12 protein-coding genes are annotated in these 12,497 nt (G+C 70.2%); 3 read left to right on the top strand and 9 right to left on the bottom strand.

Annotation, left to right across the window (positions count from 1 at the left end; translation table 11 throughout):
* Positions 1–55 precede the first annotated feature (55 nt).
* The 8 genes from rraA to BM109_RS21240 all read right to left on the bottom strand — a co-directional run bounded on the left by rraA (position 56) and on the right by BM109_RS21240 (position 8,147).
* Entirely contained in the window at positions 56–559 is a 504-nt protein-coding gene (gene rraA, locus BM109_RS21205; protein ID WP_093346668.1) for a ribonuclease E activity regulator RraA, read from the bottom strand.
* Positions 556–1,395 carry an SDR family NAD(P)-dependent oxidoreductase gene (locus BM109_RS21210; protein ID WP_093346671.1) on the bottom strand — a complete coding sequence of 280 codons (840 nt, stop codon included), beginning with the start codon at positions 1,393–1,395 and terminating at the stop codon, positions 556–558. Before BM109_RS21210 ends, rraA begins: the two co-directional genes overlap by 4 nt.
* On the bottom strand, positions 1,392–2,174 hold the full coding sequence (locus BM109_RS21215) for an SDR family NAD(P)-dependent oxidoreductase (RefSeq protein WP_093346674.1): 783 nt from the start codon (positions 2,172–2,174) through the stop codon (positions 1,392–1,394). Before BM109_RS21215 ends, BM109_RS21210 begins: the two co-directional genes overlap by 4 nt.
* The gene (locus BM109_RS21220) at positions 2,171–3,805 is read right to left on the bottom strand and encodes an AMP-binding protein (protein WP_093346676.1); all 1,635 of its coding nucleotides are present in this window, start codon (positions 3,803–3,805) and stop codon (positions 2,171–2,173) included. The genes BM109_RS21215 and BM109_RS21220 overlap by 4 nt, the downstream gene beginning before the upstream one ends.
* A gap of 3 nt (positions 3,806–3,808) precedes the next feature.
* Positions 3,809–5,044 carry a thiolase family protein gene (locus tag BM109_RS21225; protein WP_093346679.1) on the bottom strand — a complete coding sequence of 412 codons (1,236 nt, stop codon included), beginning with the start codon at positions 5,042–5,044 and terminating at the stop codon, positions 3,809–3,811.
* A gap of 55 nt (positions 5,045–5,099) precedes the next feature.
* Entirely contained in the window at positions 5,100–6,098 is a 999-nt protein-coding gene (locus BM109_RS21230) for a tripartite tricarboxylate transporter substrate binding protein (protein ID WP_093346681.1), read from the bottom strand.
* Positions 6,099–6,154: 56 nt separating this feature from the next.
* Positions 6,155–6,859, bottom strand: a complete 705-nt coding sequence (locus tag BM109_RS21235) for a TetR/AcrR family transcriptional regulator (RefSeq protein WP_177239423.1) — start codon at positions 6,857–6,859, stop codon at positions 6,155–6,157.
* A 328-nt stretch (positions 6,860–7,187) separates the two neighbouring features.
* Positions 7,188–8,147: a hypothetical protein gene (locus tag BM109_RS21240; RefSeq protein WP_093346686.1), complete on the bottom strand. Its 960-nt coding sequence runs from the start codon at positions 8,145–8,147 to the stop codon at positions 7,188–7,190.
* A gap of 144 nt (positions 8,148–8,291) precedes the next feature.
* On the opposite strand from BM109_RS21240, the gene BM109_RS21245 reads away from it, so the two are divergent.
* The 3 genes from BM109_RS21245 to BM109_RS21255 all read left to right on the top strand — a co-directional run bounded on the left by BM109_RS21245 (position 8,292) and on the right by BM109_RS21255 (position 11,722).
* Positions 8,292–9,200 (top strand): LysR family transcriptional regulator, encoded by a 909-nt coding sequence (locus BM109_RS21245; RefSeq protein ID WP_093346689.1) that lies wholly within the window; start codon positions 8,292–8,294, stop codon positions 9,198–9,200.
* A gap of 78 nt (positions 9,201–9,278) precedes the next feature.
* Positions 9,279–10,637, top strand: a complete 1,359-nt coding sequence (locus tag BM109_RS21250) for an MFS transporter (protein ID WP_093346690.1) — start codon at positions 9,279–9,281, stop codon at positions 10,635–10,637.
* On the top strand, positions 10,634–11,722 hold the full coding sequence (locus tag BM109_RS21255) for a M14 family metallopeptidase (protein ID WP_093346693.1): 1,089 nt from the start codon (positions 10,634–10,636) through the stop codon (positions 11,720–11,722). The genes BM109_RS21250 and BM109_RS21255 overlap by 4 nt, the downstream gene beginning before the upstream one ends.
* Before the next feature lie 24 nt (positions 11,723–11,746).
* Here BM109_RS21255 and BM109_RS21260 read toward each other — a convergent pair whose 3' ends face one another.
* The gene (locus BM109_RS21260; protein ID WP_093346695.1) at positions 11,747–12,454 is read right to left on the bottom strand and encodes a Crp/Fnr family transcriptional regulator; all 708 of its coding nucleotides are present in this window, start codon (positions 12,452–12,454) and stop codon (positions 11,747–11,749) included.
* Positions 12,455–12,497 lie beyond the last annotated feature (43 nt).

The raw sequence follows: 12,497 nt of genomic DNA on the forward strand, positions 1-12,497 counted from the left end.
ATGCCGTGCCGATCGACTTCGGTGCCGATTCGATCGGAAGTCGTTCGGCCCGGCCTCAGCCCGGATAGACGAACGGGGCCGGCCTGTATTCGGTGTCCCGCACCAGGATGCCGTCGGCATCGGCGTAGACCCAATCGCCGGGCTCGAAGGTCACGCCCCCGAAGCGCACGGCGATGTCGCGCGCGAAAGGCGCGGCCACGGTCGCGCTGCGCGGCGTCGTGCACAGGGCTTTGACGCCGAGCTCACAGGTGGCCATCTCCCGCGCATCGCGGATCGCTCCGAAAACGATCGCGCCCGCCCATCCGTTGCGCACGGCGATCGAGGCCATGGTGCCGCCGAACAGCGCGATGCCGCGCGAGCCGTGGCCGTCGATGACCAGCACCTTCCCATGGCCCGGTTCGAGGCAGATCGGGACGCCCGCGCGGTGATCGTCGCGGACCCGCAGCGTGACCGCCTGGCCCCAGAACGTGCGTCGCTGCCCGAAGTCGAGCAAGCCGGCGTCGCACCACCTGCTGGCGTCGGGATCGTCGTCGGAGATGTCGGCGGTGGCGAAGATCATGCGGGGGCCCCGGTGCCTGCCGTGCTCGCGGGAACCGGCGCGGTCACCTGGTTGTGCAGGCCGCCGTCCACGAAGATGTCGGTGCCCGTGATGTAGCGCGCCGCGTCGCTGGCCAGGAAGGCGGCCGCGTCGGCGGCGTCCCAGGGCGACCCCATGGCACCGGTCGGGCAGGTGGCGTTGCGCGTGGCCAGCAGATGGTCGAGGCCTTGCGGATGGGCCACGGCCAGTTGCTGGCGCACCAGCGCCGTGTCCATCAGGCCCAGCAGGATGTTGTTGCAGCGGATGCCGCGCCCCGCGTACTGCATCGCGACGCTCGCGCCCAGGGCGTTCAGCGCGGCCTTGCTCGCGTGATAGGCGCACAGCGCGGCCGAACCCGCGCGCGCGGCCGCGATCGACGACACCTGCACCACGGCGCCGCGCCCGGCCTTGTCCATCAGCGGCAGCACATGCTTCAGCGCGAGGAACGCCGAGCGCGTGTTCAGTGCGAAGGAGCGGTCCCAGTCCTCCACCGCCAGTTCCGCCGGCCCGCCATGCATGACGACGCCGACGTTGTTGACCAGGATGTCGACGTTGCCGTTGATCGCCTGCGCGATCCGCACCGCGTCGCGGATCGAGGACTCGACGCACACGTCCGCCTCGATCGCCTCGCAGCGTGCGCCGCTCTCCTGCGCCAGGCGCTGGGTTCGCCGCGCGGCCTCGAGGTCCTTGTCGGCCGCGAACACGAGCGCGCCGTGCTGCGCCATGCGGATCGCGATCGCCGCGCCGTTGCCCGGGCCCGCCGCGGACGCGCCGGCGCCGAAGACCAGCGCGGTTTTCGATTGAAGGGGGAAGTTCATCGTGGATTCATCCTCAAGGCGCCGTCGATGCGCACGCACTCGCCATTCATGTAGCCGTTGGTCAGCAGGAACTCGACCAGCCGGGCGTATTCGTCGGGATCGCCGACGCGGCTCGGAAACGGCACCGACGATTCCAGTGCCCGCCGAACGTGTTCGGGCCCGGCGCGCAGCATCGGGGTGTCGAAGACACCGGGCTTGATCGTGTTGACGCGGATGCCCTCGCTGGCGAAGTCGCGCGCGATCGGCAGCGTCATGCCCGCCACGCCGGCCTTCGATGCCGCATACGCCGCCTGCCCCATCTGGCCCTCGTCGGCACTGATCGACGCGGTGTTGACGATCGCGCCGCGCTCGCCGTCCGGCAGGCGGTCGAGCGCCAGCATGCCGGCGCTCGACCGGGCGATGCAGCGGAAGGTGCCGAGCAGGTTGATCGCGATCACGCGTTCGTAGTCGGCCATCGGATGGTGGCGGATCGCACCCGTCGCGCGGTCCCGCGCCGCGGTCTTGTGGGCATGCACGATCCCCGCGCAATTGACGAGGATGCGTTCCTGGCCATGCGCCTGGCGGGCGCGTGCGAAGGCGTCGTCCACGCTGGCCTCGGAGGCCACGTCGGCGTGGCAGAACACGCCGCCGATGCGCCGGGCCAGCGCTGTGCCGGCCTCGGCGTCGAGATCGAACAGCGCGACCTTCACGCCGCGCGCGGCGAGCCGGATCGCGGTGGCCGCTCCGAGTCCCCTGGCGCCGCCGGTGACGACGGCCGAGAGCTGGTCGTCGAGCTTCATGCCGCGGCTCCCGTTCCGGCGCGGCGGGCGCCTTCCTCTTCGTGCACGCTCAGCGGTTCGCGGGCCAGGGCCTCGATCAGCAGGCGCTCCAGCGGCTTCTCGGAAGCGGTCTTGGGAATCTCCGGGACCACCTGGACGAAGCTCGGCACGAAGTTGGGCTCCAGCGCCGCGCGGCAGCAGCGGAACAGCGCCTGCACATCGAGCGTCGAGGCATCGAGCGGCACCACCGCCGCCACCACGTCCTTCTCTCCCGGTGCGCCCGAGGCGGCCGGCACGCCGTACACGAAGACGTCGCGGACCAGGCCCGATTCGGCGATCGACTTCTCGACATAGGCGGTGTTGATGAAGTCGCCATTGCGGCGAAGGCCCCCGCCCTGGCGGTATTCGAAGAAGAGCCAGCCGTCGCCGTCTTCGCGCACGACGTCGCCCATGCGCAGCCAGCCGCCCGCGCACTTGCGCGCGGAGGCCTCGGGATTGCCGACGTACTCGACGCGAAACGGCGAACCGTCGGCCGGCCGCAGCCACAGCTCTCCGGCAACGCCGCGCGGCAGCTCGGCGCCCGCGTCGTCCACGATGCGGTAGCTGAAGTGCGGCGCGACCCGCCCGATGCTGCCGATGGGGCCCGCGTCCAGCGGCTTGATCGCGAGGCCGCCCTCGGCCGAGCCGTAGAACTCCAGCACCTTCACGCCGAAGCGTTGTTCGAACCGCTCCCAGATCGCGGCCGGCATGCCCGCCGACACGACGAAGCGCACCGGGTTCCGCGCATCGTCCGCGCGCGGCGGTTCGGCATACAGGGTGGTCGTCATGCCGCCCAGCAGCGTGAAGGTCGTGCATCGGTACTTGCGCGTGAGGGCCCACAGCCGCGAGCGCGTGAAGCGGCGCGAGAACACCACGGGCAGCCCGCCGAGCAGCGCCGGCGCGAGCGTGACCTGCAGCGCGTTGGCATGGGTCAGCGAGAGGCCGGAATACAGTCGGTCGTCGGGCCGGTAGCCGAAGCCCTTCAGGGCCGCGGCGGCGGTGTCGCAGAAGCGCCGATGCGTCATGACGATGCCCTTGGGATCGCCGGTGGTGCCCGAGGTGTGGAGGATCAGCATCGCCTCCTCGCCGTTGTCCGCCGGCACGGGCAGGTCGTCGCCGTCCACGAGCCGCAGCGCGGCGTAGTCCTCCACGCGCGGGGCCCACATCGCGCGTCCCGGGCCTTCGTCGGTGGCGAGCGCGGCGATCCATTCGATGCCCGCGTCGTCCTCGAGCAGTTCCTCGGCGCCGGGCAGCGCGTAGTCGGCGGCGACCAGGCCGGTCGCCCTCGAGTTCGCGATCATGAAGCGCAGCTTCTCGCCCCGGGTGCGAGGGTCGATCGGCACCAGCACCACGCGCAGCAGCGCGGCCGCGATCATCAGCTCGACGAACTCGGCATGGTTCGCCATCAGGACCGCGATCACGCTGCCGGGCCCGGCGCCGCGCCGGCCCAGGCCGCGTGCCAGCGCCTGCGCGTTGCGCCACAGCTGGCCATAGCTGCGCGCGACATCGGGCAGCGCATGGCCTCCTTCGAACAGCAGGGACTCGCGCGCCGGCTCGGCGTGCGCGAAGGAATGGACGATCGAGGCGAGATTGACGTGAGAGCGCTCGGCCATGGCTCAGTCCTTCTGCAGCACGCTGACGACGATGGCCGCGGCGTCTTCCCCGATCCAGCCACCGCCGTTCTCGGCGAGCGCGGTGCGGGCACCGTGGACCTGGCGTGCCGCGCAGCGGCCGCGCAATTGATCGCTGAGCTCGACCAGCTGCGCGCAGCCCGAGGCACCGATCGGATGGCCCTTGCGCAGCAGCCCGCCCGACGGATTGACGGGCACCCGGCCGCCGAGCCGGGTGGCGCCGCTGTCGAGCAGCGCCACGGCCTCGCCCGGCGCGGCGAGTCCCAGGTGCTCGTAGTAGATCAATTCGGCCGGGGCGCCGGCATCGTGCAGCTCGACCACGTCGAGCTCGGCCGGCCCGACGCCCGCGGCCTCGTAGGCCTGCGCGGCGACGGTCGGCGCCAGCCGCGCCGGATCGCCGGCCTCGTAGTCCCAGCCCGAAGCCAGCACCGACGACAGCACGCGCACCCGGTCGCGCAGGCCCAGCCGCGCCGCCGCCTGCGCGGACACCAGCACCAGGGCCGCGGCGCCATCGCCGATCGGCGCGCACATCGGGCGCGTCATGGGGTCGACGATCAAGGGCGCGGCCAGCACCTGCTCGATGCTCAGCACCTCCTGGAACTGCGCCTTCGGATTCAGGCTGCCGTGGAACGAGTTCTTCGCCGCCACCGCGGCGAAGTCGCGCTGCGTCACGCCGTGCGTCGCCATGAAGTCGCGCGCCATGCCGGCGTACAGGTCCATGAAGAGCGAGCGCGATTTGCCCGCCTCAGAGATGTCCGCCTCGGCGCCGGAGCGCGCGAGGTTGCGCGCCAGCCCCGCGAGGACGTCATCGATCGCCTCGAGGTCGACGGCGCCATGGAACACCGAGAAGGTGCGGGCCTTGTCCTCGCTGTAGAGCTTCTCGAAGCCGGCCACGAGCACGATGTCGTAGGCCTGCAGCGCGATCATCTGCACCGCCTGCTGGAAGGCGGTGGCCGAGGTGGCGCAGGCATTCTCGACATTGACGACCGGGATGCGCCCGATGCCCAGGCCGCGCAGCACGACCTGGCCGGGGATCAGCACCTGGCCGGTCATCACGCCGGCGGCCGCATTGCCCATGTAGGCCGCCTGCAGCTGCGAGGCTTCGATGCCGGCATCGTCCAGCGCTTCGCCGATGGCTTCGGCGGCGAGCGACTTGAGTCCACGGTCGAGGAATTTGCCGAAACGGGTCATGCCCGTTCCCGCGATGAAGACGGGTTGCATTGGAAGAAGCGTCGGGTTCGGAAAGAAACGCGGAGACGGTCGGCTGGGCGCTCGTCTATTCGGGCGTGAAGTTGATCGAGCGCAGCACCTCGCCGACCTTGTCGTAGTCGGTGCGCAGCGTCTTCGTCAGTTCTTCCGAGGTGCGTGGCTGGCCGACGGCGAGGCCGATCTCCTGCAGGCGCTCGCGCACGGCGGGCTGCTCGAGGATCTTCAGGGTGGCCTGGCGCAGCCGCGCCTGCGCCGCAGCCGGCACGTCGGGCGTGGTCCAGACGCCGATCCAGACGACGGTCTCGAGGTCCGGGAAGCCGAGTTCGCGGAAGGTGGGCACGTCGGGCAGCATCGGCGAGCGCTGCGGCAGGCTGACCGCGAAGGCCTTCAGCTTGCCCGCCTTGATCAGGGGCAGTGCGGTCGACATGCCGTCGATCATCAGCGGCACATGCCCGCCCATGACGTCCGTGAGCCCGGGCATCGATCCCTTGTAGCCGACGTGCGTCATGTCGAGGCCCGCGGCCTGGTTGAGCTTCAGGCCGGTCACGTGCGCGATCGTGCCCGCGCTGTAGGAGGCGTAGCTGACCTTGCCCGGGTTGGCCTTGATGTAGGCGATCAGTTCGCCCATCGTCTTCGCCGGCACCGAGGGATGGCCGACCATCACCAGGCCGAAGCGCGCGAACTCGGCGATCGGCTTGATCTCCTTGGCCATGTCGATGCGCAGCTTGACGATGTGCGGGACCTCGGAGACCAGGCCGCTGATTCCCACCAGCGCGGTGGCGCCGTCGTGCGGCACCTGCATCAGGTCGTTGACCGCGAGCGCGCCGCCCGCGCCCGGCTTCGGATCGACGACGACCGCCTGGCCCAGTTCCTTCTGCAGGCCGTCGCCGAGCATGCGCGCGACGATGTCGGAGGCGCCGCCGGCGGGGCCCGCGACGATGAGACGCAAGGGCTTGGCCGATGCGGACTGTGCCTGCGCGCCGGGAGCGGCGAGGGCGGCGAGCGTTGCCGCGGCGGCGGTGCAGAGAAGGCGGCGCAGCGAGTCCGTGCGCGTTCGTTCGGTCATGTTGTCTCCGGTCTTGGGGGCTGTTGCGAAATCGGGCGGCGGGACGCTTCGAGGCGTCACTTCGCCGTTCTCTTGCGGGGCGCGGTCGGCTTTTTTGCCGCCGCCGCTTCGGGCTCGCGCGCCTTGTGGGGCGTGATGCCGTTCCACAGGATCGACATCAGCGGGGCGGCCTGCGCCGCGAGCGAATAGCTGCGGCGGCGGTACTCCCACATCAGGAAGGCCCGGTTGAAGATGGCGTTGAAGGTGTCGAGGATGAGCCGGCTGTCCACGTCGCAGCGCAGTTCGCCTTGCTGCTGCGCTTCGGTGATGGCGTGGAGCAGGCGCCGCATCATCTCGTGCTGCGCGTAGCTCGGATCGCGCATCCATCGCTCGAGCGGAACGGTCATGAAGATGATGCGCCCGACGTTGGGATTCCTCTCGTAGAACTCGAGGTGCAGCGTGAGCACCGCGAGCAGCTTGGACTTCAGGTCGCCCGCGTCGTCGAAGGGCTTGAGCGCGGCCGGATAGAGGCCGCCGAGCCAGTGCTGGATGAACCAGAACAGCAGCGCTTCCTTGTCGCCGAAGTAGCGATAGATGGTGCGAAAGCTCATGCCGGCTTCGCGCGCGATGGTGCGCATGTCGGCGCGATGGAAGTCGCCGGCGGCGTAGGTTTCCATCACGACGGGCGAGAGCCGGTCGCGCAGGTTCGCGGGAATGCTCTGCGTTCCGGAAGGGGTCGGGAGGGGCTCGGGCGCCGCCGCCGGTGCGTTGCTCTTGGGCATGGACGATGTCGCGGGTGGTGAAGTCGGCCGCGAAGGTAACATCGTTACCCGCTGGCTCGTTCAAGGGAAAACCCGGGGCCTTCGCGCGGGCTGGACCCCGCATGAAGAAGGCCCGCGAAGGTCGTCACCTTGGCGGGCCGGGGCGCGGCGCATGCGCGAATGCGCGCACGCGGCATCGAATCGAGACGGCGTCGCCCCTTGCGCGGAGCGACGCGAAGATGCCTAGTGGAAGAACAACGCGATCAGGATGATCACCGGGATCGGCACGCCGAGAAACAGAAGCAGAAGCGAGCGCATGAGAGGTCTCCTCGAAGTGGTGGAAGTGGGTTCAGAGATCGCGGCGACGGCCGCCGTAGGTGGCGGCGAGGCTCGCGAAGAAGGCGCCGACGAGCAGCGAGACCACGAGCCACATCGCGGCATAGGCCGAGGCCTTGCGGGCCGTATCGGCCGCCTCCTTGGCCTTGGCCTGCACGTCGCGCAACGCGGCCTGCGCCTTGGCATAGACCTCGTTCACGCGTTTCTCGGCGTCCTGCTGGCTCATGCCGGTGCGCTGCGCGACCACCTGGCCGACGTACTTGACGTCCTCGGGCGGCAGCGCGCCGGTGCGGATGCTGTTGAGGAAGATGCGCGTCACCTCGGCGTTCGCGCCGGCCGCGTCGCGCGCGGGGGGCTGCGACACCGCGAGGGTGCCGGCATCGCCCGCGGGCGGCGGCGCGGCGGCGGCGTCCTGGCGGAACAGCGAGTCGACGAAGTAGCTCATCGGGCCCGCGCCGCTGTCAGCCCCGGACTGCGATGCAGCGGAACCGGCGCCCGCCGCGCCGGCAACCGTGGCGGCACTCGCCGCACCGCCGGCCACCGTGGCACCGGCCTGCGCACCCGCGCCGAGCACCGAGCCCACGGCGGAGCTCAACAGCGCGGCCGTGAGCAGCGTCGCGACGGCCCAGGCGAGAAAGCCATGGGCCGTGTCGCGGAAGTAGACCTCGTCGGTATGGATGCCGGCCCACTTGGTGCGCAGCCGGCCCGCCAGGTAACCGCCCAGCCCCGAGGCGGCGAGCTGCGTGAAGCTGAGCCAGAGGATGGTCGCGATGCCGATCGCGCCCGCGCTCGCGCCGCGGCTGGCCCAGGGGCTCACCGCGGACATCCCGAGGCCCGTGCCGAGCAGCAGCAGGACCAGCGACAGCGAGGCCGCGCCCGCGGCGCCCGCGAAGATCGCGCCCCAGGAAACGCCGCTTTCGCCGCGTGGCCCTTCGATGACGTCGACCGGTGAATTGATGCCGTACTGGGCCATGGCTGCTCCTTGTTGTAGAGCATCGACTCTGGACTTCGCGCGACCCGTTGCAGTCGGTTCCCGGCGCGCGCGTGGGTAGGCAACGATCCCGTCGCGACCGCCGTACGTACACTGCAAAACCCCGATCCATCGAGCCCGACCGCCATGAAACTGAGTCAACTCCGCTCGTTCCTCAGCGTCGCCGAGCATGGGAGCATCCGGGCCGCGGCGCGCGCGCTCGGCATGTCGCAGCCGGCCGTGACCCAGGCGATGCGAGAGCTCGAGCTGTCGGTGGATGCACCTCTGTTGCAGCGCGGCACGGCCGGTGTCGAGCTCACCGTGTATGGCCGCTCGCTGGTGCGCCGCGCCAGCGTGATCCAGCGCGAGATGGAGCGCGCGGTGGCGGAGATCGAGGAGATCCGCGACGGCAGCTCGGGCCTGATCTCGATCGCGATCTCCACCGCCGTCGCCTTCGAGATCCTGCCGAAGGCCTTCGCTGCGTTCCGCGCGCGATTCCCGCACGTCGAGGTCCGCTTCAACGAAGCCTCGATCCCGCACACGCTGCCGCGCATCCTCGACGGAACGGTGGACTTCATGGTCGCGCACATGCTGCCCGGCTCGCTGGCCGACTGGGAGGTCAAGCGCCTGTTCCGCACCGCCATGGTGGCGGTGGCGCGAGCGGGCCATCCGATCCTCGACGCAGCGAACACCGACCGCTTCGCCGAGTGGGAGTGGCTGCTGCCCTACGACGACGAGAGCGCACCCGAGCTGGTGCGCCAGCTGTTCGCGCAGAAGCGCATCGCGCCACCGACGCAGGTGGTGCGCTGCACCTCGACGGCGATCGGCCTGAAGCTCGTGGGCGCGAGCGACCTGGTCGGCGTGTTCGTCGACACGATGACGCGCGAGGAGTTTCCGCACTACGGCCTGGTCAAGGTGCCCTTGTGCGATCCGCTCGCGGCGCTCGACGTCAGCGTGATCTCGCGGCCCGGCTCGGTGCTGAGCCCGGCGGCGCAGAACTTCCTCGATTGCCTGCGCCATGAGGCGGCGATGAAAGGCAACGCCTATCACCCCTGAAGAGTGCTTGTCTTCCGGCCGCGGATCGCTGCTCCTAGCATCCGCCATCGCAACAAAAGGCAAGGCCAGGAGACAACGATGGGTACCCAGACAAGTGGCGTCGCGCCACCGCTATCGAAGCGCAAGGCGGTGACGGCGATCACGGTCGGCAACGCGCTGGAGTTCTACGACTTCACCGTCTACGGCTTCATGACGAGCATCATCGGCCGGATCTTCTTCCCCTCCCTGAGCCCCTATGCGCAGCTGCTGCTGGCGGTGGCCAGCTTCGGCGTCGGCTTCCTCGCGCGGCCGCTGGGCGGCGTGGTGATCGGTGCCTATGCCGACCGCCATGGCCGCAAGAAGGCGATGGGGCTGACCATCGGTCTCATGGCGCTGGGCTGCGCCATGATCGCGGCGGCACCGACGCCCGCGCAGATCGGGCTGGCGGCGCCGGCGATCATCGTGCTGGCGCGGCTGATCCAGGGCTTCTCGGCGGGCGGCGAGGTCGGTGCGTCGACGGCCATGCTGGTCGAGTACGCGGGTCGCAACGAGCGCGCCTTCATGGCCAGCTGGCAGGTCGCGAGCCAGGGCCTGGGCGTGATGTTCGGCGCGCTCGTCTCGAGCACCGTGATCTCCGTGTTGGCGCCGGCCGATCTCGAGAGCTGGGGCTGGCGGCTGCCCTTCGTGCTCGGCATCCTGATCGCGCCGGTGGGCATGTACATCCGCACGCGCCTGCACGAGACGCATGTCGACGCGCCGAAGCCATCGGCCTCCGGAGAATCGGGCGGCAAGATCGGCCTGCTGCTGCGCAACCACTGGAAGCAACTGATCCAGGCCAGCCTGCTGTTCCTCTCGTGCACGGTCGGCATCTACGTGGTCGCGTTCTACATGCCGACCTACGCGGCCCGGGAGCTCGGGCTGCCGGTGCAGGTCGGCATCTGGGCCGGCGTGGTGTTCGGCATCGTCAACCTGCTCGTCGCGCCGCTGTCGGGCCTGCTGGCCGACTGGCTGCGGCGCAAGCCCGTGATCTTCTGGTCGCGCGTGGTGTTGCTGCTGCTGGTGTTCCCGTGCTTCCACTGGCTGCTCGCCGCGCCCTCGCCGGAGCGCCTGTACGTGGTGGTCGGGCTGCTCAGCGTGTGCCTGACCTCGCAGTTCCCGGCACTGCTGGTGATGCTCACCGAGATCTTCCCGAAGCATGTGCGTGCCAGCGGCCTGTCGACCGTCTACAGCGTGGTGGTCGCGGTCTTCAGCGGCTTCTCGCCCTTCGTGCTGACCTGGCTGGTGCATGAGACTGGCGACAAGCTGGCTCCCGCCTGGTACCTGGTGGCCGTGACCGTGGTCTCGACCCTCGTCATGCCCTGGCTCGTCGATCGCACCGGCGAGGACCTCGATGCGGAGAGCCCGAAGGAAACGCCGTCCCGTGTTCGCGGCGCGATGCCGGTGGGGAGCTTCAAGTGAAACCCACGAGCCATTTCGCGGCCAGCTATGCCGCGGCACGCGAGCGCTTTCTCGCGAGCGCGGACACGGCGGGACTCGCCGTGACCTCGCATGCGATCGACGGCGTGCGCGGCGCGCAGGGCGAGGAACTCGCGATGGATGTCGTGCGGGTCGGCGATCCGCAGGCCGACAAGCTGCTGGTGCTGACCTCCGCGATCCATGGCGTCGAGGGCTTCTGCGGCTCGGGTTGCCAGTCGGCGATGCTCGTGGACGAGCCGCTGCTGGCCACGGCCGAACGCATGGGCGTCGGCCTGCTGTTCGTGCACGCGGTCAATCCTTTCGGCTTCTCGCACCTGCGCCGCGTCAATGAAGACAACGTGGACGTGAACCGCAACTTCGTGCGCTTCGAGGAGGCGCGTGCGCCGAACCACGGCTATGCCGAGCTCGAGCCCCTGCTGCTCCCGCCCACATGGCCGCCGGGCCCCGAGGCGGCCACGCGGCTCGACGCCTGGATCGGCGCGCGCGGCGTCGAGGCCTATGGGCAGTCCGTGTTCCAGGGGCAGTACGACTCGCCCACGGGAATGTTCTACGGCGGCAGCCGCGCGACCTGGAGCAACAGGACGATCCGGCGGGTTCTTCGGCAGGAGGGCGCCGCGGCGAAGCAGGTGGGCTGGATCGACCTGCACACCGGGCTCGGCCCGCGGGGCCACTGCGAGAAGGTCTTTATCGACAGGCGCGGCGAGATCGACCGGGCCCGGACCTGGTGGGGCGCGGACGTCATCTCGACCGAGCGCGACGATTCGGTGATGTACGAGATCAACGGCCCGATGGTGACGATCCTCGCGGAGGAATGCCCCCATGCAGTGGGCACCACGATCGCGCTCGAGTTCGGCACCGTGCCGTTGCTGCGGATGATCGATGCGCTGCGCGCGGATCACTTCTGCTGGCGGGCCGAGCCGCCCGTCGCACCACGGCTCAAGGCCGAGGCCGGCCAGGAACTGAAGGCCTGCTTCTACGTCGACGATGCCGATTGGCAGGGCATGGTCTTCGGCCAGGCGCGCACGGCGGTCGTGCAGGCCCTGTGCGGGCTCGGCGCTTCGGCGTGACCGGGTGCGTGGCGCGGCGGATGGCTATGCGGCACGCCCGCTTTTCCTGCGGCCGCCGGCCTTCGCGCCATGGCTCGCCAATCCGGCGAAGTCCACGATCCTGATCCTCGGTCCGTCGAGCTGCACCAGCCCGTCGGCCCGCAGCGCGCGCAGCGCCATGTTGGTCCGCTGGCGCGACAGTCCGCACAGGTTGGCGAGCTGGTGCTGCGGCAGGGCCAGCGCGTCGCCATCGTCGCCCTGGACCAGCAGCGACAGGCAGCGCGCGACGCGCATGTCGGGCGCCAGCATGCGCGAGGCTTCCAGCAAGGCCGTGACCGTGCCCATGCGCTGGTTGAGGTTGTTGAGCAGGAAGTTGTTGAACGGCACGCTCTGCGCGAGCAGCAGCTCGAAGGTGGGTGCGGGCAGCAGGCAGACGCGGCTCGCGCGCACCGCGATCACGTCGTAGCGCCGCTGCTCGCGCTTGAGCATCGAGCCTTCGCCACCCCACTCGCCCTCGCGCAGGAAATGCAGCGTGGTCTCGCTGCCATCGGCGGCGGTCACGGACATCTGCAGGAAGCCGCTGTCCACGCCGATCCAGTGCGCGGCGGCCTCGCCCACCCTGGCAACGCATTCGCCGATCGCGGCCTCCTTCTCGACCAGTGTGGCGCGCACCAGCGCCTGCTGCGCCGGCTCCAGCGTGGCGAACCAGGCGGTGCGGTCGAGCAGGGCGGTGGGCGGTGTGGCGGGCTTCATGGATGTCGTTGCAACGACAGCGCGATGCGCGTGTCTTCACGAT

It is taken from the genome of Variovorax sp. PDC80 (assembly GCF_900115375.1).
Classification (GTDB): Bacteria; Pseudomonadota; Gammaproteobacteria; order Burkholderiales; family Burkholderiaceae_C; genus Variovorax.